Origin of the sequence: Rhodoferax saidenbachensis, assembly GCF_031457975.1 — a bacterium.
GTDB classification, from domain to species: Bacteria; Pseudomonadota; Gammaproteobacteria; order Burkholderiales; family Burkholderiaceae_C; genus Allorhodoferax; species Allorhodoferax saidenbachensis_A.
In genome coordinates, this window is record NZ_JAVDXO010000008.1 from 39,421 (window position 1) to 63,712 (window position 24,292).

Sequence of the window (24,292 nt, forward strand, 5' to 3'; positions counted from 1 at the left end):
GCCTTAGATGCCCTGCTTCAACGAAGCCTGGATGAACACATCCAGATCGCCGTCCAGCACCTTTTGGGTAGCTGACACTTCGACGTTGGTGCGCAGGTCCTTGATGCGGCTGTTGTCCAGCACATAGCTGCGGATCTGGTGGCCCCAGCCCACGTCGGTCTTGGTGTCTTCCAGCTTTTGCTGGGCCTCTTGCTGCTTGCGCAGCTCGAAGTCATACAGGCGGCTGCGCAGGCGTTTCCACGCCACGTCGCGGTTGCTGTGCTGGCTGCGGCCGTCCTGGCACTGCACCACGATGCCGGTGGGGATGTGCGTCAGGCGCACGGCCGAGTCGGTCTTGTTGATGTGCTGACCGCCGGCGCCAGACGCGCGGAAGGTGTCGGTGCGCACATCGCTGGGGTTGATCTCGATCTCGATCGAGTCATCAATCTCGGGGTACACAAAGACGGACGCGAACGAGGTGTGGCGGCCACCCGATGAATCGAACGGCGACTTGCGCACCAGGCGGTGCACGCCGGTTTCGGTGCGCAGCAGGCCAAAGGCGTATTCGCCCTCGATCTTGATGGTGGCGCCCTTGATGCCGGCCGTGTCGCCATCGGTGATGTCTTCCACCGTGGCGGTGAAGCCCTTGCGTTCTGCGTACTTCAGGTACTGGCGCAGCAGCATGCTGGCCCAGTCACACGCCTCGGTGCCACCGGCGCCGGCCTGGATGTCCAGGAAGCAGGGCAGGGGGTCGGCCGGGTTGTTGAACATGCGGCGGAATTCCAGGCCCTCGATGATGGTGGCCTGTTTGGCGGTCTCGGCCTCGATGGTGAGCAGGCCGGCTTCGTCGCCGTCTTCCTTGCTCATCTCGAACAACTCGGTGTTGTCGGCCAGGTTGCTGGTCAGGTCATTGAGCGTGACAACCACGCCGTCCAGCATCTTCTTTTCTTTGCCCAGCTCCTGGGCGCGTTTGGGGTCGTTCCAGACGGTGGGGTCTTCTAACGATGCATTGACGGTGCGCAGGCGCTCGGCTTTGGCATCGTAGTCAAAGATACCCCCGAAGTTCCTGGGTCCTGGCGGTCAGGTCTGCCAGGGTGGTGCCGATAAGGTTGACGCGCTCTGCTTCGATCATGGTGTTCTCGTTCTGCGGAAAGGGAAAACCTCGATTTTCTCATGCTTGGGGGCCTGCGCCCCGCGCCAGCCCTAGCGGCCGAACAGGCCCTTGAGCACATTGCCCAAGCCGGGAACTCCGGGCACGGCCGGTAGCAGCGATTTGTTGGACTGGGAATCGTCCGGCACATCGGGTTTGGCAGGGGGCTCCGCACGTCCGCTCGCCGCGGCGTCCAGCGGCAAGGTGGCCACGCTTTTCACGCGCACGCGGGCGGCCCAGTCGGGCGCCCAAGGCACTTTTTTATCCGTGGGGCGGGGTGGGTAGACCAGGTTCAGCTCTTGCCCATAGGCAATGCCGCGCACCATGGCGCCCTTGGACTTGGCAAAAATGCCGGCCGGAATGGCGCACTGGGTCTGGCTGGTGGGCAGCAGGGTCTTGTCGGCCAGCCATTTGTCGAGGTTGGGCGTGCTCAGGTAGTCCATCAGGCCCCAGCCGGGTTCGGGCGTCTCGGCCGAGCTCCACAGCACCATTTCTCCATCACTGCCGCCCATGGCGTTCAGAAAGTAAGCGCGCGCCTGCGGCTGGGCCGGCCAGGCCAGGCTGGCGGCGGCGGCACCGCCGCCCGTGGCCGCCAGGGTCAGCGGCGGCATGAAGTCTTGCACCTGGCCAATACCAAACTGCAGGCTGGCGGGAATGCCATCGCCCGCCACCTTGTGGTCGCCCACCAGGGATGCGCCCTTGGGCACCAGTTGTTTGTTCTGCGGGTTGGGCCAGATGGCGTTGCCGGGCGCAGCGGTGGCGCCACGCTCCCGCGTGGCGCGCCCCAGCATGAACTTGGCGTAGTCCTCGGGCTTGGTGTTGGCCAGGTCCAGCACCTTGGGCTGGCCGGCACGCACCGTGTCGCCGCAACCCCAGTACAGCAGGATGCGGCCCTTGGGCTGCTCGGGTACGTTGTCTTCGGTGCCCTGGCCCTGGGGTGCGGCGGGCTTGCTGGCCACGGGCTCCGGGGGCAGCAGCGTGAGGCTGGCGCCCAGGTTCAGGCCCGGTGGAATGGTTTGGGTGGCGGTGGTGCCCGCGGGCTTGCGCTGGGTGGTGACGGCAATGTCCAGCCAGCGGCCGGGCATCATGCCCTTGGTGGCGCCAAAGCTGTTGTCGCCCATGCCTTTGACGCCCGCCATACTGGCCGCCAGGCCGCCCATGGTGCCCAGGTTGGGCAGCTCGTCCATGTCGGCCATGCGCACCGTGGCCACGTCCATCCAGTACTGCGCCACGGGGGGCTTGACGACCTGGGTTTGTGCATGGCTGGCGTTGCTGCCCAGCGCCATCAAGACGGTGGTGGCGAGAAGGCTGTGGCGGTGGCTGGTTGGCATGGGGGTCTCCTGAGGAAGGGGGCTCTCAGCCAATCATTATGGGGCGCCTAGGCGATAAAGCGTTCAATCAACCGGGCCAGTACCTCGGGTTGGTCGTGGTGCATCATGTGGCCGGCATCCTCGATGCGGGCGATTTCCACGTTGGGCACCACCTTCAGGCGCTCGTGGTACTCGGCCAGCGTGTACTTGCCTTTCCACCACAGGTCCAGGCTGTTGTCTGACGCTTCCACGGCCAGCACGGGCATGGAGAGGCGCTTGTATATCTCCGTCACCTCGTCCACACGGTACAGCTGCGCATTCGTCACCTTGTGCGCGGCGTCGCCCTGGATGGCCCATTTGCCGTCCGCCGTTTCGGCCGCCCAGTGGCGGGCCAGCCAGTCGGCCTTGTCCTGGCCCAGGCGAGGGTTGGTCTTCATGAGGCGGCGGGCCACGCCGTCGGCGCTGTTGTAGGCCTTCAGGTCCATGTCGCCCGCGCGCAGCTTCTTCAGCTCGTCCATCCAGGTCGCCAAGCGGCCGGGCGCCTGCGCGGGAATGGTGGTGGGCATGCCAAAGCCTTCCAGGTTCACCAGGCGGCGAATGCGCTCGGGGCGCACGCCGCCGTACATCATCACCACATTGCCACCCATGCTGTGGCCCACCAGGTTCACGGGCTGGTCTTGCACGTAGTGGTCCAGCAGAAAGTCCAGGTCGGCCAGGTAGTCGGGGTACCAGTAGTTGTCGGTGTGGGGGGCTTTGGTTTTTCCATAGCCGCGCCAGTCGGGGGCGATGATGTAGTGGTCGGCGGCAAACGCGTCCACCACAAACTGGTAGCTGGCGGCTACGTCCATCCAGCCATGCACCATGACCAACGGCACCTTGCCGGGCGCGGGCTGGCCCCAGACTTGCACGTGGTAGGTGAGATTACGGATGGGGACGAATTCGCTTTGGCAGGGTCTTTTGACTTGGTACATTCACCGAATCATAAGGACGCACAAGGAGACAGGGCATGCCAGTCAGTCAACACAGAGACACTACCCCGCCCGCGCTGCCCCCTGGCTACGCCGCGCTGCACGCGGGCTTTGGCTGGCAGGTGCCGGAGTTCTTCAACATGGCGCAGGCCTGCTGTGGCCGCTGGGCAGCACAGCCAGATGCTACGAAAAGAATAGCTGTTCGCGCATATTCCACGGGGGCTAGCAGTACTTTTTATACGTATGCAGAGCTGCAGGCGCAGGCCAACCGCTTGTCCAACCTGCTGCACCAGCTGGGCGTGCAGCGCGGGGACCGTGTGGGCATCGTGCTGCCGCAGCGGTTTGAGACTGCCGTGGCCTATATGGCGGTGCTGCAGCTGGGCGCGGTGGCCATGCCGCTGTCCATGCTGTTTGGGCCCGAGGCGCTGCAGTACCGCCTGCACGACAGCGAGGCCGTGGTGGCGATTTGCGATGCCACGTCGCTGGAAGCGCTGAGCAGCGTGCGTGATGACTGCCCGCTGCTGCGCACGGTTGTCGGTGTGGGGACGACTGCCGCTACGCGCAGCGCTGATCTGAATTACGCCGCAGCGCTGGCCAAGGCGCCCAAGCACTTCACCGCGGTGGATACGCGCGCCGACGAGGCCGCCGTGCTGATCTACACCAGCGGGACCACCGGCAACCCCAAGGGCGCGCTGATTCCGCACCGCGCGCTCATCGGCAACCTGCCGGGCTTTGTGGCCAGCCACAACTGGTTTGGGTTCAATGGCAAGGACAACCAGCGCTCCAACGCCGTCTTCTGGTCGCCGGCCGACTGGGCCTGGACCGGCGGGCTCATGGATGCCCTGCTGCCCAGCCTGTACTTCGGCCGGCCCATCGTGGCCTACAACGGGCGCTTCAGCCCGCAGACGGCGTTGGAATTGATGCGCGACTGCGGCGTGACCCACACCTTCCTCTTTCCGACCGCGCTCAAGGCCATGATGAAGGCTTACCCGGGCGAGGGTGGGGCACGGGGTAAAACCGTGCGCCAGCAGTTCAAGCTGAAGCTGGACGCCATCATGAGCGCGGGCGAGGCCGTGGGCGACGCAGTGTTTGGCTACTGCGAGCGGCAGCTGGGTGTGACGCCCAACGAGATGTTTGGCCAGACCGAGATGAACTACATCGTGGGCAACTCCAGCCGCCACTGGCCCGCCAAGGGCGGCAGCATGGGCATGGGCTACCCCGGCCACCGCGTGGCGGTGATTGACGACGCGGGTAACGAGTGTGCGGTGGGCATGCCGGGTGACGTGGCGTTGCACCGCCTGGACGTGCACGGCCACCCGGACCCCATCTTCTTTTTGGGCTACTGGAAGAACCCCACCGCCACGGCCGCCAAGTTCACCGGCGACTGGTGCCGCACAGGCGACCTGGCGGTGCGCGATGCCGAGGGCTACCTCTGGTACCAGGGCCGCAGCGACGATGTGTTCAAGGCCGCGGGCTACCGCATTGGCCCGGGCGAAATCGAGAACTGCCTGGTCAAGCACCCGGCCGTGATCAACGCCGCCGTGGTGCCCAAGCCCGACGCCGAGCGCGGCGCGCTGGTCAAGGCCTATGTCGTCATTGCTCCTGATTTCATAGCTGCTTGCGCAGGAGATACGGGGGCTATAGGCCAATTGCATGCCAAACTCACCGTGGAGCTGCAAGTCCACGTGAAGGGCCAGCTGGCGCCCTATGAGTACCCCAAGGAGATCGAGTTTGTGGACACCCTGCCCATGACCACCACCGGCAAGGTGCAGCGCCGCGTGCTGCGCCTGCAAGAGGAGGCGCGCTATGCAGCTGCCCGCGCTTAACGCCAGGTTTCGGCCGACATTGCTTCGGCGTATCAGCTGGCTGAGCTGGGGCAAGTGGCTGGCGGTGCCCCTGTTCTCCCTCATGCAGTATGCCGCCAGCCCCTGGCGCAGCATGTTTTTTCTGGCCCTGGTGCTGAGCGGTGCACTGTCCGTGTTTGTATTTTTTGCTTTGCGGGCCTGGGAGCTGAGCCTGCGCCGCCAGTTTGTGCGCGAGGCGCCGCTGCCACGCTTTCTGGGCGCCAAGCTCATGGCGCAGTACCCGCAGCTCAGCGCGCGCGACACCGAGCTGGTGCTGCACGGCCTGCGCCAGTTCTTCATCGCGTATCTACGCAGCAAGCGCCAGTTTGTGGCCATGCCCTCCAAGGTGGTGGACGCGGCCTGGCACGAGTTCATCCTGCACACACGCGGCTACCAGCAGTGGTGCGACGCCGCGTTTGGCAGCCTGTTGCACCACAGCCCGGCCGAGGTGCTGGGCCGCGACGCCAAGCGCAACAGCGGCCTGCGCCGCGCCTGGTTCTGGGCCTGCAAGGAAGAAAGCATCAACCCAGGCGCGCCCACGCGCCTGCCACTGCTGTTTGCGCTGGACAAGAAGTTCGCCATTGCCGGCGGCTTCACCTATGTGCCCAACTGCCGCGACATCGACAACAAGGCTGGCTCCGACGCGTACTGCGGCACCAGCTTCAGCGATGGCGGTGGTGGCGGATGTGGGGGAGGGGGCGATGGATCGTCCGACGGTTTCAGCTTCAGCTCCGACAGCAGTTCGGACAGCGGCTGTGGCGGCGACAGCGGTTGCGGGGGAGGAGGCTGTGGTGGCGACTAGGTCTTTCACTCCGCGCTACCATCGCCCGACTTCTCCTTCAACCCACCTTCTTTTGCGAGCTGCCTTCCCATGAAAACCGTTCAACTTGGCTCCAGCGACCTGCACGTCACCCCTATCTGCCTGGGCACCATGGTGTTTGGCGAACAGGTGGACGAACCCACCTCCCACGCCATCCTCAGCCATTCGCTGGAGCGCGGCATCAACTTCATCGACACCGCTGAGATGTACGCGGTGCCACCGCGTGCCGAGACCTTCAACCTGACCGAAAAAATCATCGGCAACTGGATCAAAAAGAATCCCACGGCCCGCGAAAAGCTGGTCATCGCCACCAAAGTGGCCGGCCCCTCACGCGGCATGCCCTGGGTGCGCAATGGCAGCAGCAACCTGACGGCCGAAGACATCATTGCCGCGTGTGAGGGCAGCCTCAAGCGCATGAACATCGAGACCATCGACCTATACCAGATCCACTGGCCCGTGCGCCACGTGCCCATGTTTGGCGGCATGTACTACGACCCCAAGAATGAAAACGTGGGTGGCAGCAGCATTGAAGTGCAGCTGCGCGCCATGGACACCTTGGTGAAGGCCGGAAAAGTCCGCGCCATCGGCCTGTCCAACGAAACGCCGTACGGCGTGCACGAGTTTGTGCGCCTGGCCGAGCAGCACGGCCTGCCACGCATTGCCACGGTGCAAAACAACTACGGCCTGCTGTCCCGCACGGTGGAAAACGGCCTGGACGAAACCCTGCACCGCCTGGGCGTGTCGCTGCTGCCGTATTCGCCACTGGCCTTTGGCCTTTTGACCGGCAAGTACGATGAAACTGGTTTGACCGGCGAAGGCGCGCCCAAAGACGCCCGCCTGGGCAAGTTCGAATCCACCCGCAAGCAACGCTGGGGCCGCCCCGATGCGCTCAAGGCCGCACGCCGCTACAACGCGCTGGCCAAAGAGCACGGCCTCACCCCCACGCAATTGGCCCTGGCCTTCTGCTACACCAAATGGCAAGTCGCCAGCACCATCATCGGCGTGCGTACGCTGGAGCAGTTGGACGAGAACATCAACGCCTGGGGCACTACGCTGTCGCCCGAACTGCTGACCCAGATCGACGCCATCCGCTGGGAGATTCGCGATCCGGCGGTGTGAGGGGGAGTGGGGCAAGAAATAGCCCCACAGCGGAGGTTGTGCGGCGAAACCAGATTCGCCATGACAAGGTCCAGTTTGATTCAATTCCAACGACCCTTTCAAACATCATTCGATAAGTTGCGTCAATGTCTCGCTTCGTTCTTACCTTCCGAAACCACGCGGAAAGTCCGCATACGTACTGGATCGAACCGTGGGCCCACGACTTTACGTTGCTGCAAGACGAAATGTTGGCATTACGGATCAGCTCCGCCGGCGAGCCGCTCGTGGAATTTGTCCACGGGACAACCGACACGCAGATATACATCAACGATGAGAACTGGTCGGTGGTGCAGGGCGACCAGGAGCTCCCGCTTGGACACAATCGCCAATACGCACTTTCAATGCAAGGCAAAAGCACATCGTGAACGAACAACTTAACTTGTTGATCGATTGGGCCTAACGTGGAATCGAAACCGTATGACGCACTCATAGGCCTTGCCGTCGTAGCAGCTGCCGCATTAGCCATTTGGTACACACTGGATATCAGGACGCTTCTCTGGGTTTTTGGGCTACTCTTATTTGGCATCGTGATTCTGAATCTCTGGTCTTCGAAATCGGCAGCAGCGAAAGTCCTGGCGGTCGTTTTAATGCCGGCCATTCTTCTGGTCTATCTGGTTCCGAAGAGCACGAAGCGAGTAATTCAATCAGGCTCAACAGGAGGCCATATTGGCGGGGACAACAGGTCATGAGTCCAACTCTTCATTCAAGCAGACTGGCTTCGCCAGGCACTGAATTCAATCTTCGGGTGTCACCATGAGCGGCTACCTCTGCACAACCTGCGGCAAACGGCACGATGAATTGCCAATGTGCTTTGGCTCGAGCGCTCCATACCTTTGGTACTCAATACCAGAGGCCGAGCGAGGAGCGCGAGGCGAGCTTTCATCAGATCAGTGCGTGATAGATGGCAAACATTTCTTTGTCCTTGGGCGCATCACAATCCCCGTAACCGACGGGCCTGGCCCATTCATTTGGTTGGCTTGGGTCTCGTTGAGTGAAGAAAACTTCCTTCGCACATGTCAGCTGTGGGAGAGTGAAGGCAGGGAAAACGAGCCACCATACTTTGGCTGGCTACAAAGCGCTCTGCCTTATGAGTCGACAACGCTGAGTCTCAAAACACAGCTCCAAACAATGCCGCTTGGTGAACGGCCAAGTATTGTGTTGGAGAAAACTAGCCACCCTCTTTCTGTGGAGCAACACACCGGCATATCAATGGCTCGAGTCCAGCAAATTGCCGAAGCCGCACTACATGGGAGCGGTGACGCCCAACTCAAACGATGACGACTATTTTGGAACGGTGCGAGGCGTTTGTCGGCTCGTTCCGTGAGTTCATGACAAACTATGCGAATGACCCAGGCAGCATTCTGGCTCCGGGATTCCACGTTTTTCGTCTCTGACATGCGGCACCGTAGTCTTTGAAATGCCTTTGTCTTTTTGAACCCCGACCCGCCCAATATGCATGCTGGAAAAGTTGTTTTGGTATCGAGCTCACCGTACACCGTCGGTTGCGGTGCCGCTGTGCTGCAGCAGTTAGTGGATGACAAAGTTGAACTATTTTGTGCTGTTGGCGTTGATGCCGCCAATTGGGAAGATGCGCTGGATTGGCTGTGTATCGGACCTAGTGGCGAAAGCCTCCATTTCATTACTACTACTTCTCATCCGGATGAATCAGTTGAGGAAGTTATTGCTTTTGCCGAATCCTTCACCTGTGTTCAGACGCATAAAGTTGAGGTAATTTATGTTTGAAGTTGCCTCGATGTGGCGAATTCGGAATTGCGCTTTCAATCTTCAGCAGCAATGAGACCGCTCAACCTCAGTCAGTTTCCGCAGCCGGAATCGAACGAATCAGGTAGCGTGGAGGCAGCACTCGACGCCCTTCGCCACGCGGAGGACGAATCGACGGCGGACGAAGCCTACGATGCGTTTCTCTGGGCAATAGGAAACAACCACGCCGGAACCTTCTATCCAGTCGTATTGGGTGTTCTTCCTGAAATTGAACAGATCCTCATGCATGGGAAAGCATGGGCCCAGCGAGCGGTGATGGAGTCACTCATTGATCTCGGTGGCTCATTCGTGCCGGAAGAGGGTTACGAGAACTACCTCGGGGCTTCAGTCCAAGAAACACTCAACGCGTTCATTCGTTCAATGCGTCGGCAGGTCGCGCCGCTCGCTAAAGGGAACGACGAGTGCGCCAAGAGTGCAGCTGACCTGTTGGAGCTCATTGATGACCAAGTGGCCTAGCCTCTCGATCAAGAGGATGCCCCCAAGTCGTATGAAAATACGCCCCTATGGCCAAAAAAGACCACGTCTCTGAAACCCCCGCGACCCAGCTGCTGAAGGCGAACAAGGTTGCCTTTACCGAGCACCCCTATGAGTACCTGGAGCACGGCGGCGCGCAGCACAGTGCCGAGGTGCTGGGGTTTGATCCGTTCACGGTGGTGAAGACGCTGATCATGCAGGACCAGGACGCCAAGCCGCTGGTGGTGCTGATGCATGGCAACCGCAAGGTGTCGACGAAGAACCTGGCGCGGCAGATTGGCGCCAAATCGGTAGAGCCCTGCGCGCCCGAGGTGGCCAATCGGCACAGCGGCTACCTGGTGGGCGGCACCTCGCCGTTTGGCACGCGCAAGACCATGCCGGTGTACATCGAGTCCACCATTCTGGAGCTGCCCCGCATCTGCATCAACGGCGGGCGGCGTGGCTATCTGGTGGGGATAGACCCTAGTGTTTGCGTGCAGTTGCTGGGCGCCAAGCAGGTACAGTGCGCACTGGACGATTGACCCGCGCACCGCGCATGGACTGGAGACTGGTTTGAATTCTGTTGCAGCTTTTTACCCCGCCCTGGCGGCGCTGGCGGGCTACCTGGTGGGCTCGCTCTCGTTTGCCGTGATCGTGAGCCGCGTGATGGGCCTGAACGATCCGCGTACTTATGGCAGCAAGAATCCTGGCGCCACCAATGTGTTGCGCTCGGGCTCCAAGGCCGCAGCCATTGTGACGCTGCTGCTCGATGCCCTCAAGGGCTGGCTGCCGGTGATGGCTGTGGCCTGGTGGGGTAAGCCCTATGGGTTGGAAGAGGGCACCATGGCGCTGGTGGGGCTGGCCGCGTTTTTGGGCCACCTGTACCCGGTGTTCTTCCGCTTTGTGGGCGGCAAGGGCGTGGCCACGGCCATGGGCGTGATTGTGGCCACTAGCGGCTGGCTGGGGCTGGCCGTGGGGCTGACCTGGCTGATCATTGCCTATGCCTTCCGCTACTCGTCGCTGGCCTCTCTGGTGGCGGCGGTGTTTGCGCCGGTGTACTACGCGTTTGGTGACGGCGTGGCCTGGGTGATGGACAAGAGCCTGCTGCTGTCCGCCATCGTGATGTCCCTGCTGCTGATCTGGCGCCATTCGGAAAACATCTCGCGCCTGATCAAGGGCACCGAGTCCAAGCTCGGCAGCAAAAAGAAAGCGTGATGCGGCGGGTGGCCGCGCGGGCTCAGGCCAGCGCGTGGCTGCCCAGCTGCAGGATGTGGAAGTGGTTGAGCGGCGAGCGCACCGCTGCTGAGGGCAGGGCCGAGCGGATGCGCGGATAGGCCTCTGCCGTGCTGTGCAGCCGCGGGCTGGGTTCCAGTTCACCGCTGGGCTTGCCCACCACCACTACAAAGGGCTGGTTGTTCTTGTGGCTGCGCCGCACCACCACGGCCAGCTCTTCGTTGTCCAGCCGCACATAGGTGCCGGGCGGGCACAGGCCCACGGCGCGCACCAGGGCGTGGCCAATTTCGTCCACTGAAGATGTGGCGCGGGTCATGATGGAACGTGCTGATTCAATGGCACTGCGGCCCGAACGTGATTTGCGCGGGCTGATCATGGCCGCATAGCGGTCCACCACCATGAGGATGCGCGCGAGCTTTGCCGACACTGCGGCGGTGCGCAGGTCTTCCTTTTCCAGGCTCTCGTCGTGGTGGCTGGAGACGATGTCCAGCCAGTCGTCGTCGCTCACGCCCAGGTTGGCCAGCATCATCGCGCCCTTGATGGTGTGGGCGCGGATGGCGTCTTGCTGCTGCGGGCTGGGCTTTTCCACCTGGCTGGCCAGCTCGTCCTGCAGGGCCGTCATGGCGATGTTCATGGTCAGCGCGGCATGCACCAGGCTGTTGCGTTCTTTGACGGGCAGGTTTTGTTCGGTGGCCACCAGGTGGCACAGCACGCCGCACACCAGCGCGTGGGAGGCGCTGTAGCCCACGGGCGAGTTGCTCGCCAGCTGGAACAGCAGGTACAGGCCCACATCGGGGTCGCGCTGCAGCAGACCCTGCATCCAGCGGTCGTACTGCACCACGCGGTGCGCAAACTGCTGGGTGTTGGCCGGGTTGCTGAGGATGATGCCCAGGCCACTCTCCAGGTCCGACCATTGGCCCAGCAGGTCCTCGTATTCGTTTTCGTCGCGGACTTTCATCGCAAGGCCTAGAAGCGTCTCTCCAGCACCATCTGGTCGTTGTTGCGGTTCATTTGAAAACGATTTAAGAAACTGTTTCCAAGCAACACATAGGGCATGCTGCTGGGGGACACCACGGCATCGACACCCGTCACCATGACATCTCCGACACGCACCGAGTCGAGGGTGACACGCCAACCTTGGGTGACGCCGTTCGCCGTTCCCATTTGCACAGGTTGGCCGCTTTGGTAGTTCAGGCCGATGCGCTTGGCATCACTGACGCTGAGCGCCACCGTGGTGGCACCCGTGTCCACCATGAACTGCACCACGCGGCCGTTGATCTGGCCTTCGCTCATGAAGTGGCCGCCGGGGCCGGCCGTCAGCACCACGCGACTGCCGCTGAGCTGCTGGCCGACGCCGCTGCCCACGCTGGAGGGCGCATCGCCCACGCGCACGGTGTGCTTCTGGCCGCCCACTTCTACAGTCACTGCGTCGCCGCGGATGGAAACTACCTTGACACCCTTGTAGGTTTCGCCAGTTGCCACGCTCTTGGGAAACCCCCCATCCACAATCACCAGCGCCTTGTCACCCAGCAGCCCGTTGATGGCCACGGTCTGCCCCCAGGCGCTGTGCGCCAGGAACAGGCAGGCTGCTGCGAGGAGGGGGCGGACGCAGGCCATCAGTCGCGGAAGTTGTCGAAGCTCAGGGGGATATCGGTCACGTCCTTGCGGATCAGGGCCATGGCGGCCTGCAGGTCGTCGCGCTTGGCACCGGTGATGCGCACTTTTTCTTCCTGGATGGCGGCCTGCACCTTGAGTTTGCTGTCCTTCATCAGGCGCTGGATTTTCTTGGCCAGCTCGCTCTCGATGCCGTTGCGCACCTTGATAACGACCTTGACCTTGTCGCCGCCCATTTTTTGTACATCGCCACGGTCCAGAAAGCGCACATCCACTTCCTGCTTGGTCAGTTTGTTGCGCAGCACGTCTTCAATCTGGTCGAGTTGGAACTCGGCATCCCCGATCAGGGTGATTTCCTTGTCCTTGATCTCGATCTTGGCGGACGTGCCCTTGAAGTCGAAGCGGGTGGTGATTTCCTTGACGGTGTTTTCCACACCGTTTTTCACCTTGACCAGGTTGGCTTCGCAGACGGTATCAAAAGAGGGCATACGGGACTCGAAATGGCAGTGAGACAATCCTGCCATGTTAGTCGAGAAAAACGTTCCCCTGCAGGCCTACAACACCTTTCGCATCGTCGCCAAGGCCCATGCGCTGGCGCGCATTGCCAGCGAGGCTGACCTGCAAGCCTTGCTGGCCGACCCCACCTGGGGCCCGGCCCCCAAGTTCGTACTGGGCGGGGGCAGCAACATCGTGCTGACGGGCGACGTGAAGCCCCTGGTGCTGAAGGTGGAGGTGCCCGGGCGCCGCCTGGTGGCCGAGACCGACAAACACTATGTGGTGGAAGCCGGCGCCGGCGAGGCTTGGCACGACTTTGTCACCTGGACGCTGGACCAGGGCTACCCCGGCCTGGAAAACATGGCGCTGATTCCCGGCACCGTGGGCGCCGCCCCGGTGCAAAACGTGGGCGCCTACGGCGTGGAGCTGCAGGACCGGTTTGAATCGCTGGACGCCATCGACCTGCAAACCGGCCAGGTCTTCACGCTGAACGCCGCCCAGTGCGCCTTTGGCTACCGCGATTCAGTGTTCAAGCACGGCGGCCCGTTGCCCACGGCTGGGGGGCAGTCGCTGGGCCTGAAAGACCGGGCGCTGATTTTGCGCGTGCGCTTTGCGTTGCCCAAGGTCTGGAAACCCGTGCTGGGCTATGCCGACCTGGAACGCAAGATGGCCGATAGTGGCATCCAACAGCCCACGGCGCGCCAGATTTACAACTGGGTGTGCGAGGTGCGCCGCGCCAAGCTGCCCGACCCCGCCGTCATCGGCAACGCCGGCAGCTTCTTCAAGAACCCCACGGTCAGCGTCGAGCAGTGCGCCGACATCATCGCCCGCGACCCCAAGGTGGTGCACTACCGCATGGACGACGGCTCGGTGAAGCTGGCCGCCGGCTGGCTCATCGACTCCTGCGGCTGGAAGGGCAAGAGCGTGGGCCAGGCCGGCGTGTACGAGCGCCAGGCCCTGGTGCTGGTGAACCGCGGCGCGGGCGTGGACGGCAACGGCGCCACGGGTGGCGAGGTGATGACGCTGGCCAAAGCCATCCAGACCAGCGTGTACGAGCGCTTTGGCATCCGGCTGGAGCCAGAGCCTGTGGTGGTGTAAACACGCGGCAAAGTCCCCCTGCGCGGGCTTGCTTACCACCCGCAATCGGACTAACGTTGCCTCCATGTCTTTGCAGAAATGGAGGTTGTCATGTCTGCCTTTGCACCCATCGAACATGCAGGCTACTGCGCCCGCGTCAGCACCGAACGCAAGTCCACCCACCGCTGGCGCGCCGCCGTCTGTATAGAGCGCGGCGCCGAATTCACCCGCCTGAAAACCGAAACCGCCCCACGCCGCGCAGTGCCCAACGACTTCCCCAGCGAAGAGCAGGCGGTGTTGGCGGCGTATGACTATGCGCGGGCGTTGATTGATGCGGGGCGGGTGTGAGGGAGGGCCTTTAGGAGTACCTCCAAGGAGCCCGATATCGTGCAGTTGCGGCAACTGGTATAGCCGGCGCCCGGGAGGGCGCTATGCTTTTGATAGCTGCTTGCGCATATTCCACGGGGCTATCGGTCAGTTTTGCTTGTAGAGAGTTAGCGGCCACGGGTTTCGGTCCGTCGGGCCCTTCTATTCAAGCTCGCTTTAAAAGCGGCGCTTTCTATTAAAGACATCTTTCGAACCGTGCGCAGCACTGATGTCTGGGTGCTGTATGAAATAACAGTATCATTGCCTGACATGGTGAGCCAACCTCGGGAAGCAACTCTCCGGAATTTCCGGATAACTGAAAGGGCACCGAACGGCCAGCCAAAAGTGGAGTAATTATGAAAACTGAAATCGTGCAGTCCCTCACCGACACCTTTGAAGGCCACGCGCAGCAAACAGAAGGTGGAGTGGAGTACTGGCTGGCCCGCGACATTCAGCACTTGCTGGGCTACACCGAGTGGCGCAATTTTGGTCAAGTAGTGAGCAAAGCCAAAACTGCTTGTGAGGTCAGCGGTCACACAGTGAGCAACCATTTTGTTGACGTCAACAAAATGGTTCAACTCGGGTCCGGCAGTGAGCGTGAAATTGACGACATCATCCTCACGCGCTATGCCTGCTATCTCATTGCCCAGAATGGCGATCCACGCAAACCTGAGATTGCCTTTGCACAGACGTACTTTGCTGTGCAGACCCGCCGCGCTGAACTCATCGAAGAGCGCATGCTTGCTCTGGAGCGCGTACACGCCCGACGCAAACTCAGCGAGACCGAAAAAGAGCTCTCGCACGTGATCTTTGAGCAGACTGGCGGCAACCAGGATTTCGCCCTCATCCGCAGCAAAGGCGACCACGCGCTGTTCGGCAAAAGCACCCAGGCTATGAAAGCCCAGTGGAAGGTGCCCGATAGCCGCCCGCTGGCCGACTTTGCGCCAACCATCCTGCTCAAGGCCAAAGACTTCGCCACCGAAATCACCATCTTCAACGCCCGCCAGCACCAGATGGAAAGCGAACAGGTTATCTCTGCCGAGCACATCACCAACAACAAGGCCGTGCGCAATACCTTGCTGGAGCGAGGTATTCGTCCGGAGGCCCTGCCGCCTGCGGAGGATGTAAAAAAGGTGGAGCGGCGGCTGGCATCCGAAGACAAGAAGGCGATTGACAAGCCAGACAGACTAGACACCTGAAGCATCCGCCGCACCATGGCTTTGGTGCAATTGCTCTCCCCGGGCGCAGGTATAGTCTTGCGATAAAACGGGAGAGGTAAAAAACCATGCTGATCAAATCAGCCGACGACAAGTCCAAGCTCCTGGCGCTGCTGGAAGACCTGCAAAAGTCCAGCCTGCTGGACAACCGCCAAAAAGACTGGCTGCGCGACGAACTGCGCAACCTGAATGCAGGCATCAAGGGCGAGCGCGCCGCCGCCTTTTACCTGGATGGCCACTATAAAGACGGCCAAAACAATGTGCTGCTGCACGACCTGCGCCTGCAGGTGGACGGCGAAGTAGCCCAGATCGACCACCTGGTCATCAATCGCACCGGCTACATGGTGCTGATCGAGACCAAAACTACTCGGGCGATCTGGAAGTCAACGCCCATGGTAGGTTCACCGTGCGCTATGGCAAAGACCGCTACGGCATTCCATCCCCCTACGAGCAAAGCCGCCGCCACGCGTGCATCCTGGTGGGCATTACCAAAGTTAGGCCAAACGCCCGCCCAATCAAATCAACAAGTTACGTGCACAGAATTCAAGATTAGAGCGCTCAAGTTGTCAAAGTTAGCCACTCTATTTGGAGCCCAACCTTAGCCACCACCTACGGCGGCAAAAAGTGCTGCCAGGATCCCCAAGCCAATCAATACTTCTCCAGCGCTTACAGACCTCTCATCTGTGACGGATACACCTTAGGCATTCCAAATGCCGGACATAACCATCTGCTTCAGCAAGCAGTTCATGTGGACTAGCCCCCAATTGCCTTGCGATCTGACGCATATGAACGCGGCTGAGTGCAGATTGCCCGGCTTCCAATTTTGAGCAACATGGGGGCACCAGCGCAGCAATAACAACTGATCCTTCTGGGCTACCAGGGTCGCGTGGGGCTGCCTTTAGAAGATGATCACCTGACCGCGCACGGCGTTTGACCTCTGACCGTTGATGATGGCTTTGATCGTGGTCACGTCGGCAGGGATCGTATAGCGGAAGATTTCCCCCGCCCCGACGGTGAATTGCCCGCCTGGCAGCGTCACCCACATCAGATCGTCCGTGGCCTTGTAGACGCGCACCGGCATCGCCAGTTGCCCCGTGTTCCGGAACTCCACCGTGTCATCGCCGGTGATGGTGATTGCGTCACCCGGACTGGCCAGCCCCAGGAAGCGGTCGTTTGCCGTCAGCCGCACTTGGCTCAGCATCTTGTGGAAGACCCAGGTCCCGAACTGGTTCGGCGGAACATTGAACTCTCCGGCTGGCAGCGGCGCCAGCATCGCTGTGTCACCCGGATTGAAGACCTTGACCAATTGATCGCCAGGTGTCGCATTGGTGATCTTGAAGCTGCGCTCAACCGCCGCCGGGTCAGGGGTCGGGATCGCGGGTGGCATGATGAAGGCATAGCCTTGGCTGAAGAAGGCGAAGACGTTTTCTACCACTTCCTTCCTGGCGGAATCGATATGCGAATGCCACATCCGGGTCGTCTGGCGCGGATTGCCGAGGTCCAGGTTGATCCGCACGTTGTTGTCGTCAGGGCAGTTTGGATCATAGACGAGGATCGATAGGTCATTGCCGTCCATGTCATAGCCATAGGCCAGCACCTGATGGTTGTTGCCCATCTGGAAAACGTCGCGGTCCTTGATTAGGATTAGCGCCATCGGCATTGGCATACCGCCATCGATCCCGGCGCGGATCTTCGGCCATTCCTCGACGATCGTCACCCAGGCCCGGCCATGCGGCGCAAGGCCGATCTCGCTCAATGCGGTCTCGTGATCAGGCAAGTCTGGGCTCATCAGAGCGGCGTAGCGGGCCGGGCCGACCGGAATTTCGAAGCTGTCAAACAGCCGCCGAACCAGTAGGTCGAACAGCACCCCCGAGGTCGGGCTGTCCTTCCGCGCCGGAGGCCGCTGCCCAGCCTGGAAGAAATCGCGCGCCGCAAAGGCCATGCCGCCGCACAGTCCGTTGGCCGCGTCGCCAATGGCAACATTCTGGCCCAGGATGTTGATCTGGATATCCGGCGCATGGGCGAAGGCGTTCGAGAAATGGAATCCGTTCATCGTGGGCAAGAAGCCTGTCACCCGCATCATCGTGATGTTGGTGCCGGTGGCCCATAGGGGCGTGCCGTCGACACCATAGATCACCAGGTTGCCGTCATCCTGCATGACCAGCACCGCGCCGGGATGCCCATCGGTACCCGAGGCCCAGACCGGGCCGTTCGAGTCATACATCACCAGGTTGCCATCGCCCTGCATGATGATCCCACCAATGGCGCGGCCATCGGTTCCGGTCGCCCATTTCGGCGTGCCGTTGGCGCGGTACACGACGAAATTGCCATCGCCCTGCATCACTGCACGGTGTTGGCCATTGGGAGACGCGATCTCGCTGCCTGCAGCAAGAGTCTGGTCGGGAGTAAGCCGGTCGGTCATTGGAGCCTCCTTGAGAAAGGAAAAACGTGCTACGACACGTGCAGGATGCGCGCTTCCTGTTGCGCTTGCCATTCTGGAATAGGTGCCCCAGCGGGCCTGTTGGCCCATGGTAGGACACCACCGCTATGGTCGCAGATGCGAGTAGGAATTTCAACCACATGTGACCAGGTATGGCACAGGTTTGGTGCCTCACAGGAGGCCCGTGATTTCCTTCAGAGTCATCGCGTATCTCCAGCTGGCCACAGGCACAAAAAAATCCTGTTCTCGCCAAAATTAGGCCCATCGCTCGTCTAGTTTAATGAACGAGTTACGCGCACGATATTCAGAATTGGAGCGATCAAGTGAGTCAAAGTTGTTGTCCCTAGAAACGAGGGGCACCGGACATCTCGTTCGGTCAAAATTGCTTTGACAAGAGAGCAGAACCCTAAACGCAATTGACCTGGGTCGTCGATTTGAGTTAAGCAACAACTCATGCGGCCGCCACGACATGGACAACGACACAAGCCAACAACCTGAATTCCCATCAAGGGCACTGCAAGCTTCTCTCGCGCGCGAACACATCTACGATCTAGTTTGGAAAGCGCCTATGCTACGTGTCGCAGAACAACTGGGGGTTTCCTCCAGCTATGCACCGAACTCCGCATCCCGCGACCTCCGCGCGGCTATTGGGCCCAACTTGAGTTTGGCAAGACGCCTGCTCGACCTTCCTTGTCGGCCTTAGACGTGGCGACATTGAATGTCATCAGGCGTTGGGCACTACGGGAACAAGTGTCCATCCGCGAAATATCCAGGTGTACAGGCCTGGCTCGCAACACCGTGAAGAAGTACCTGAGTTCAGAGGAAATTGAGCCTGCCTACCCAAGGCGGGTCAGTTCAAAGAAGCTGGATTCCTATGCCGAAAAGCTGGCCGGCTGGCTGGAATTGGAGGCAACAAAATCTCGGAAACAGCGGCGCAATCTGAAGCAGATCTACACAATTTAGCTTATTTGTGCGATTTCGAGAGTCCGTGTCCGTCCAGAGATGGTGGAGGATGCCCAGCTCCATAAGAAAGTTTCGATGCATCTTGAAGCGGTTCAAGACGTCCGCCGTGACGAACTTCCCCGACTTGACCTCCACCACATGAACCGCTCCCGTGGTGAGTCCCACAAAGAAATCCGGAGTCGCGTCAGGCCCACCAATCTCCTGCAGGTTGAACGGCTGCGGCTTGTAGCGTGCGAGGTATCCGAATGCCTCCCGATGGGCGTCAACCTTGAGGTAGTTTGGTGTTAATTACTCGATTCGTGGAACAAAAAAAGCCCGCCAAGTATTTCGCTTAGCGGGCTTTTTGCTTTTTAGGCTGGAGTTGGTCTACTTACCCAACTTCAAGAAATCATCACCCTTGCCCAGCTCTAGCAACCCTGCATTCGAATACACCTGCAGCTTGGCGCGGGTGTCGGTGATGTCCAGGTTACGCATGGTCAATTGGCCGATGCGGTCCAGCGGACTGAAAGGCGCGTCTTCCACCTTTTCCATGCTCAGGCGCTCTGGCGCATAGGTCAGGTTGGGGGACTCGGTGTTCAGCAGGCTGTAGTCGTTGCCGCGGCGCAGTTCCAGGGTCACGGTACCGGTAATGGCCTTGGCCACCCAGCGCTGGGCGGTTTCGCGCAGCATGATGGCCTGGCTGTCGAACCAGCGGCCCTGGTACAGCAAGCGGCCGAGCTTGCGGCCGTTGTCGCGGTATTGCTCGATGGTGTCTTCGTTGTGGATGCCGGTGACCAGGCGCTCGTAGGCGATGAACAGCAGGGCTAGGCCAGGGGCTTCGTAGATGCCGCGGCTCTTGGCTTCGATGATGCGGTTCTCGATCTGGTCGCTCATGCCCAGGCCGTGGCGACCGCCGATCTCATTCGCCTTGAGGATCAGGCTGACCAGGTCGGGGTACTGCACGCCGTTCAGCGCCACAGGGCGGCCTTCTTCAAAGGTCACGCTCACTTCTTCGGCCTTGACCACGCAGTCGTCGCGCCAGAACGGCACGCCCATGATGGGGTTCACGATCTTCATGCCGCTGTTCAAGAACTCCAGGTCCTTGGCCTCGTGCGTGGCGCCCAACATGTTGCTGTCGGTGCTGTAGGCTTTTTCGGCGCTCATCTTGTAGCCAAAGCCGTTGGCGGTGATGAAGGCCGACATTTCAGAGCGGCCGCCCAGTTCGTCGATGAACTGCTGGTCCAGCCAGGGCTTGTAGATCTTCAGCGCGGGGTTGGTCAGCAGGCCGTAGCGGTAGAAGCGCTCGATGTCGTTGCCCTTGAAGGTCGATCCATCGCCCCAGATGTTCACATCGTCCTGCTTCATGGCCGACACCAGCATCGTGCCGGTGACGGCGCGGCCCAGCGGGGTGGTGTTGAAGTAGGTGTTGCCCGCGGTGGTGATGTGGAAGGCGCCGGACTGCAGGGCGGCAATGCCTTCAGCAGCCAGCTGGGGGCGGCAGTCAATCAGGCGGGCCTTGATGGCGCCGTATTCCATGGCCTTGCGCGGGATCTCGTCGTAGTCGGCTTCGTCCGGCTGGCCCAGGTTGGCGGTGTAGGCGTAGGGCAGGGCGCCCTTTTGCTTCATCCACAGCAGGGCGGCGCTGGTGTCCAGCCCGCCAGAGAAGGCGATGCCGACCTTTTGGCCGACGGGGATGTTTTGCAGAATGGTGTTTGACATGAAATGTTCCTCTAGCCCGCGTGGAATATGCGCAAGCAGCTATGGATTTAGGAGTGACTGACTCTGTGGATCAACCGCGAATCAACCAAAGTGGCAGATGTAGTGGTAAGCCTCAAAGCCCTCGGTCACGCGGATCTGGAACTTGGCGTTGCCGGGCACGCTGAACTTTTGGCCTTCGCCGCTGGTGACCCAGGCGTCGGTGCCGTCCAGCTTGTAGTCGCAGCTGCCACCCACGCATTCCATGATTTCGGGCGCGCCGGTGTTGAAGGTCAGCGTGGCGGGCAGGATCACGCCCACCGACTTCTTGGTGCCGTCGGCCAGGGTGAAGCCGTGGCTCACGCACTTGCCGTCGAAGTAGACATTGGCCTTGGTGGTGACGGAAACGTTGTCGAAGTGGGTCGTGGTCATGGTGCTGGGCAAAAAGTAATGGAAATGAGGGCCCGGCGCGCCAGGCACCGGGCAACCCGCGATTTTACGGGAGGCGGGCCGCAAAGGCCGCGTCGCTAAAGCCGACGGTGACCGTACCGTCGCCCCAGACGACCACGGGCCGCTTGATGACGCTGCTGTGTTCCTGCATCACGGCCATGGCCGATGGCGTGTCCACCACGCTGGCTTGCGTGGCCTCGTCCAGCTTGCGCCAGGTGGGGCCGCGGCGGTTGATCAGGGTGTCCAGGCCCGCGGTGGCAATCCAGCCGGGCAGCAGGTCGGTGGGGACGCCTTGCTTTTTGAAGTCGTGAAACTGGTAGTCCACACCGTGCTGGGTAAGCCAGTCGCGGGCTTTTTTGACGGTGTCGCAGTTGGGAATGCCGTAGAGGGTGGTCATGGGTGCTATTTTGCACTCGCCCGCAGCGGAGCAACGCCTTCGGATATTCCTTCTTGGTGTGCCAGCACGGTGGTAGATCAGGCGGTGTGGGCGTTCTGCGTAGGTCAAGGAGGAGCGCGTAGCGCGGGGGACACGAAGCAGAGCGCCCACACCGCCTGATCCGAAGCACACCGCCTGATCCAAAAAGCTATGCCTGCGACAATCCACCCCAATGGAAACACCACCCAATACCCTACAAGACTGGCTAGCCCACTGCGAGCGCCTGCACCCCAAGGGCATCAACGGCATCGAACTGGGCCTGGACCGCGTCCGCGCCGTCGCCCAGCGGCTGAACCTGAAGTTCACCTGCCCTGTCATCACCGTGGCCGGCACCAACGGCAAAGGCTCCACCTGCGCCATGCTCGAATCCATTTTGGGCCAGGCGGGCTACAAGACCGGGGTCTACACATCGCCCCACCTGGTGCACTTTGAAGAACGCATGCGCCTCAATGGCGAGGCGGCGCCTGCTAGCAAATTTGTAGCTGCCTTCGCAGACGTGGAGGGGGCTAGACTGGGAAATGACGGTCAACATGGCCCCGAAATCTCGCTCACTTACTTCGAATTCACCACCCTGGGCATCCTGCTGGCCCTGTCCCGCGAAGGGCTGGACGTGGTGATTCTGGAAGTCGGTCTGGGGGGGCGGCTGGACGCCGTCAACATCATCGACACCGACTGCGCGGTGATCACCAGCATCGACCTGGACCACATGGAGCTGCTGGGCAACACCCGCGAAGCCATTGGGTTCGAGAAGGCCGGCATCATGCGCACGGGCCGTCCGGTCATCGTGAGCGACCCCGTGCCGCCGCAAAGCGTGCTGGACCGCGCGATGGAAGTGGGCGCTGACCTGTGGCGCGTGGGCACCGACTTCAATGTGTCGGGCGACAAACAGCAATGGGGCTGGGCCGGCCGTGGGCGGCGCTACAGCGGCCTGGCCTACCCGGCGCTGCGGGGCGCCAACCAGCTGGTCAATGCGTCCGGCGTGCTGGCCGCGCTGACCGCCTTGCGCGAAAAGCTGCCCGTCACAGCCCAGGCCGTGCGCGTGGGCCTGGCGCTGGTGGAGCTGCCGGGGCGCTTCCAGATCATTCCCGGCCAGCCCACGCTGGTGCTGGACGTGGCGCACAACCCGCATTCGGTGGCCGCACTGGCCGCCAACCTGGACGCCATGGGCTTTTACCCCACCACCCACGCCATTTTTGGCGCCATGGCCGACAAAGACCTGGCGCCCATGTTCGCCAAGGTGTCGCCAGTGATGGACCGTTGGTACTTCACCGATCTGCCTTCGCCGCGCGCCGCGTCGGGCGCTGACCTGCAGGCCCAGTGGAGCGTCCACAACACGCGCAAAGACGCCTCCGCCCAGGCGTTTGCCGACCCCATGCAGGCCCTGCAGGCGGCCATCGCTGCCGCAGACCCCGCTGATAGAATCGTGGTCTTCGGATCGTTCTACACCGTGGGTGGTGTCTTGCAGCAGGGCACGCCCAGGTTGCACGCCAAACACTTCCCGCCCCAAGCCACCTGAACCGTCACCCCATCCATGGCCTTTTTCAAGTTTCGCAAAGGCGGCGACGAGCAGCCCACCCCACCCACCGCCGCCGAGAGCGTGGAGGCCATGCGCAAGCGCGCACGGCACCGGTTGATTGGGGCCGCGGTACTCGTCTTGCTGGGCGTCATCGGTTTCCCTCTGCTGTTTGACAGCCAGCCGCGCCCCATCGCGGTGGACATCCCCATCGAGATTCCCGACAAGGCCAAAGTGCGCCCCCTGGGTACGCCCCAGGTGAATGTGGCCAGCGGTGCTCCGTCGCAGGTCAGCGGTGGCGCCATTGAGGGCGAAACGCCTGTGCCGGTGGCCTCTGCACCCGCCAAGCCCGAGCCCAAACCCGAAGCCAAGCCCGCTGCCAAGCCGGAGCCCAAGGCTGAGACCATCATCACCGAGTCCAAGCCGGTGCCCAAGCCCACAGCCAAGGTTGAAGCCAAACCCGAGCCCAAACCCGAGCCCAAACCGGCGGCCCCTGCTGAAAAGCCGGCCGCCAAGGTAGCCGACGCTGCCAAAGCCCAGGCCCTGCTGGATGGCAAGCCCGTGGCCGCAGCCGCCAAGCCAGCCGAGAAAAAATCGGATGCGACCGATGGCCGCTATGTGGTTCAGGTGGGCGCCTATGTAGAAGCCGCCAAGCTGCGCGAAGCGCGCCAGAAGGTGGAGTCGCTGGGCTTCAAGACCTACACCCAGGTGGTGGGCACCAAGGACGCACAGCGCACCCGCGTGCGCATTGGCCCCTTTGCCAACAAGGCCGAGGCGCAAAAGGCGGCCGACAAGATCAAAAAACTCAGCCTGCCTGCGGCCATCTTGGAACTGTAAGCAGCGGCCCCACATGCCCACCTTGGACTGGATATTTCTGGCGGTGCTGCTGCTGTCCATGGTCATAGGTGCCTGGCGTGGCCTGGTGTTTGAGGTGCTGTCGTTGCTGACCTGGGCCGTGGCCTTTGTGGTGGCGCAGTGGTTTGCGCCCGATGCGGCCGGCTGGCTGCCCATGGGCAATGCGGCAGAGCCGGTGCGCTATGCGGCAGGCTTTGTGCTGGTGTTTGTCGTGGCGATTTTTGCGGGCAGCCTGGTGGCGTTCCTGATCAAGAAATTGGTAGCGGCGGTGGGGCTGCGGCCCGCCGACCGGCTGTTGGGTGCGGGCTTTGGCCTGGTGCGTGGCGTGGTGCTGTTGTTGGCCGTGACGGTGGTGGTGGGCATGACGCCGCTGCACACCGCCACCTGGTGGCAGGAAGCCAGCGGCCCCAAGGTCACCACCGTGGTGCTTGGCGGCCTCAAGCCTCTGCTGCCTGAAGAGTTTGGCAAATATTTACCTTGAGTGAGTGAAACCCT

26 protein-coding genes and 1 pseudogene are annotated in these 24,292 nt (G+C 61.6%); 17 read left to right on the plus strand and 10 right to left on the minus strand.

Annotated features, from left to right (window positions below; translation table 11 throughout):
• Positions 1 to 3 precede the first annotated feature (3 nt).
• The 3 genes from prfB to J2X15_RS15840 form a co-directional block, all read right to left on the minus strand.
• A protein-coding gene (gene prfB / locus J2X15_RS15830; RefSeq protein ID WP_310344824.1) for a peptide chain release factor 2 occupies positions 4 to 1,108 on the minus strand; the annotation gives its coding sequence in 2 pieces (ribosomal slippage) (positions 4 to 1,026 and positions 1,028 to 1,108; 1,104 coding nt in all).
• A gap of 74 nt (positions 1,109 to 1,182) precedes the next feature.
• Positions 1,183 to 2,460 carry a hypothetical protein gene (locus J2X15_RS15835; RefSeq protein ID WP_310344465.1) on the minus strand — a complete coding sequence of 426 codons (1,278 nt, stop codon included), beginning with the start codon at positions 2,458 to 2,460 and terminating at the stop codon, positions 1,183 to 1,185.
• A 47-nt stretch (positions 2,461 to 2,507) separates the two neighbouring features.
• On the minus strand, positions 2,508 to 3,410 hold the full coding sequence (locus J2X15_RS15840; protein WP_310344467.1) for an alpha/beta fold hydrolase: 903 nt from the start codon (positions 3,408 to 3,410) through the stop codon (positions 2,508 to 2,510).
• Positions 3,411 to 3,445: 35 nt separating this feature from the next.
• Here J2X15_RS15840 and J2X15_RS15845 point away from each other — a divergent pair, with 35 nt between their 5' ends.
• From J2X15_RS15845 to plsY, 9 genes are all read left to right on the plus strand, one after another.
• A complete protein-coding gene (locus tag J2X15_RS15845) occupies positions 3,446 to 5,233 on the plus strand; it encodes an acetate--CoA ligase (RefSeq protein WP_310344470.1) in 1,788 nt (595 codons plus the stop codon).
• Complete coding sequence (locus tag J2X15_RS15850) at positions 5,214 to 6,053, plus strand: glycine-rich domain-containing protein (RefSeq protein WP_310344473.1); 840 nt, start codon at positions 5,214 to 5,216, stop codon at positions 6,051 to 6,053. The genes J2X15_RS15845 and J2X15_RS15850 overlap by 20 nt, the downstream gene beginning before the upstream one ends.
• Before the next feature lie 69 nt (positions 6,054 to 6,122).
• Positions 6,123 to 7,190, plus strand: a complete 1,068-nt coding sequence (locus tag J2X15_RS15855) for an aldo/keto reductase (protein WP_310344477.1) — start codon at positions 6,123 to 6,125, stop codon at positions 7,188 to 7,190.
• A 125-nt stretch (positions 7,191 to 7,315) separates the two neighbouring features.
• Positions 7,316 to 7,594 carry a hypothetical protein gene (locus J2X15_RS15860; RefSeq protein ID WP_310344479.1) on the plus strand — a complete coding sequence of 93 codons (279 nt, stop codon included), beginning with the start codon at positions 7,316 to 7,318 and terminating at the stop codon, positions 7,592 to 7,594.
• A gap of 388 nt (positions 7,595 to 7,982) precedes the next feature.
• Positions 7,983 to 8,507 (plus strand): DUF2199 domain-containing protein, encoded by a 525-nt coding sequence (locus J2X15_RS21260; protein ID WP_409034293.1) that lies wholly within the window; start codon positions 7,983 to 7,985, stop codon positions 8,505 to 8,507.
• Between the two features lie 174 nt (positions 8,508 to 8,681).
• Positions 8,682 to 8,972: a DUF7684 family protein gene (locus tag J2X15_RS15865; protein WP_310344482.1), complete on the plus strand. Its 291-nt coding sequence runs from the start codon at positions 8,682 to 8,684 to the stop codon at positions 8,970 to 8,972.
• 51 nt (positions 8,973 to 9,023) lie between these two features.
• Positions 9,024 to 9,467 (plus strand): hypothetical protein, encoded by a 444-nt coding sequence (locus tag J2X15_RS15870; RefSeq protein ID WP_310344484.1) that lies wholly within the window; start codon positions 9,024 to 9,026, stop codon positions 9,465 to 9,467.
• Positions 9,468 to 9,514: 47 nt separating this feature from the next.
• Positions 9,515 to 10,006 carry an aminoacyl-tRNA deacylase gene (locus J2X15_RS15875; RefSeq protein ID WP_310344489.1) on the plus strand — a complete coding sequence of 164 codons (492 nt, stop codon included), beginning with the start codon at positions 9,515 to 9,517 and terminating at the stop codon, positions 10,004 to 10,006.
• A gap of 31 nt (positions 10,007 to 10,037) precedes the next feature.
• A complete protein-coding gene (gene plsY, locus J2X15_RS15880) occupies positions 10,038 to 10,679 on the plus strand; it encodes a glycerol-3-phosphate 1-O-acyltransferase PlsY (RefSeq protein ID WP_310344492.1) in 642 nt (213 codons plus the stop codon).
• Positions 10,680 to 10,701: 22 nt separating this feature from the next.
• On the opposite strand, the gene J2X15_RS15885 is transcribed toward plsY, so the two are convergent.
• From J2X15_RS15885 to J2X15_RS15895, 3 genes are read right to left on the minus strand one after another with little or no spacing between them, the layout of a single operon-like run.
• Positions 10,702 to 11,655 (minus strand): HD-GYP domain-containing protein, encoded by a 954-nt coding sequence (locus tag J2X15_RS15885; RefSeq protein WP_310344495.1) that lies wholly within the window; start codon positions 11,653 to 11,655, stop codon positions 10,702 to 10,704.
• 8 nt (positions 11,656 to 11,663) lie between these two features.
• The gene (locus tag J2X15_RS15890) at positions 11,664 to 12,314 is read right to left on the minus strand and encodes a retropepsin-like aspartic protease family protein (protein ID WP_310344496.1); all 651 of its coding nucleotides are present in this window, start codon (positions 12,312 to 12,314) and stop codon (positions 11,664 to 11,666) included.
• Positions 12,314 to 12,799 (minus strand): YajQ family cyclic di-GMP-binding protein, encoded by a 486-nt coding sequence (locus tag J2X15_RS15895; RefSeq protein WP_310344497.1) that lies wholly within the window; start codon positions 12,797 to 12,799, stop codon positions 12,314 to 12,316. Before J2X15_RS15895 ends, J2X15_RS15890 begins: the two co-directional genes overlap by 1 nt.
• Before the next feature lie 34 nt (positions 12,800 to 12,833).
• On the opposite strand from J2X15_RS15895, the gene murB reads away from it, so the two are divergent.
• From murB to J2X15_RS15915, 4 genes are all read left to right on the plus strand, one after another.
• On the plus strand, positions 12,834 to 13,904 hold the full coding sequence (murB, locus tag J2X15_RS15900; protein ID WP_310344499.1) for a UDP-N-acetylmuramate dehydrogenase: 1,071 nt from the start codon (positions 12,834 to 12,836) through the stop codon (positions 13,902 to 13,904).
• Positions 13,905 to 13,994: 90 nt separating this feature from the next.
• Positions 13,995 to 14,231, plus strand: a complete 237-nt coding sequence (locus tag J2X15_RS15905) for a DUF6566 family protein (protein ID WP_310344502.1) — start codon at positions 13,995 to 13,997, stop codon at positions 14,229 to 14,231.
• Between the two features lie 374 nt (positions 14,232 to 14,605).
• On the plus strand, positions 14,606 to 15,448 hold the full coding sequence (dinD, locus tag J2X15_RS15910) for a DNA damage-inducible protein D (protein ID WP_310344504.1): 843 nt from the start codon (positions 14,606 to 14,608) through the stop codon (positions 15,446 to 15,448).
• Positions 15,449 to 15,534: 86 nt separating this feature from the next.
• Positions 15,535 to 16,068, plus strand: coding sequence for a nuclease-related domain-containing protein (locus J2X15_RS15915; protein WP_310344506.1), 534 nt, complete (start codon positions 15,535 to 15,537; stop codon positions 16,066 to 16,068).
• 296 nt (positions 16,069 to 16,364) lie between these two features.
• Here J2X15_RS15915 and J2X15_RS15920 read toward each other — a convergent pair whose 3' ends face one another.
• A complete protein-coding gene (locus J2X15_RS15920) occupies positions 16,365 to 17,996 on the minus strand; it encodes a hypothetical protein (protein WP_310344508.1) in 1,632 nt (543 codons plus the stop codon).
• A 600-nt stretch (positions 17,997 to 18,596) separates the two neighbouring features.
• Between J2X15_RS15920 and J2X15_RS15925 the strand changes: the two are divergent.
• A pseudogene (locus J2X15_RS15925) lies at positions 18,597 to 18,860 on the plus strand (IS21 family transposase); the annotation flags it as partial.
• 375 nt (positions 18,861 to 19,235) lie between these two features.
• Here the strand turns inward: J2X15_RS15925 and argG are convergent.
• The 3 genes from argG to J2X15_RS15940 all read right to left on the minus strand — a co-directional run bounded on the left by argG (position 19,236) and on the right by J2X15_RS15940 (position 21,390).
• Positions 19,236 to 20,567, minus strand: a complete 1,332-nt coding sequence (argG, locus tag J2X15_RS15930) for an argininosuccinate synthase (protein WP_310344511.1) — start codon at positions 20,565 to 20,567, stop codon at positions 19,236 to 19,238.
• 81 nt (positions 20,568 to 20,648) lie between these two features.
• Positions 20,649 to 20,975, minus strand: a complete 327-nt coding sequence (gene ppnP, locus J2X15_RS15935) for a pyrimidine/purine nucleoside phosphorylase (protein ID WP_310344513.1) — start codon at positions 20,973 to 20,975, stop codon at positions 20,649 to 20,651.
• Between the two features lie 64 nt (positions 20,976 to 21,039).
• Positions 21,040 to 21,390 carry an ArsC family reductase gene (locus J2X15_RS15940; RefSeq protein WP_310344515.1) on the minus strand — a complete coding sequence of 117 codons (351 nt, stop codon included), beginning with the start codon at positions 21,388 to 21,390 and terminating at the stop codon, positions 21,040 to 21,042.
• A gap of 211 nt (positions 21,391 to 21,601) precedes the next feature.
• Between J2X15_RS15940 and folC the strand changes: the two genes are divergently transcribed.
• From folC to J2X15_RS15955, 3 genes are read left to right on the plus strand one after another with little or no spacing between them, the layout of a single operon-like run.
• Entirely contained in the window at positions 21,602 to 22,945 is a 1,344-nt protein-coding gene (folC, locus tag J2X15_RS15945) for a bifunctional tetrahydrofolate synthase/dihydrofolate synthase (protein WP_310344518.1), read from the plus strand.
• Positions 22,946 to 22,960: 15 nt separating this feature from the next.
• Positions 22,961 to 23,779, plus strand: coding sequence for an SPOR domain-containing protein (locus J2X15_RS15950; RefSeq protein WP_310344521.1), 819 nt, complete (start codon positions 22,961 to 22,963; stop codon positions 23,777 to 23,779).
• A 13-nt stretch (positions 23,780 to 23,792) separates the two neighbouring features.
• Entirely contained in the window at positions 23,793 to 24,278 is a 486-nt protein-coding gene (locus tag J2X15_RS15955) for a CvpA family protein (protein ID WP_310344522.1), read from the plus strand.
• Positions 24,279 to 24,292: the final 14 nt, after the last annotated feature.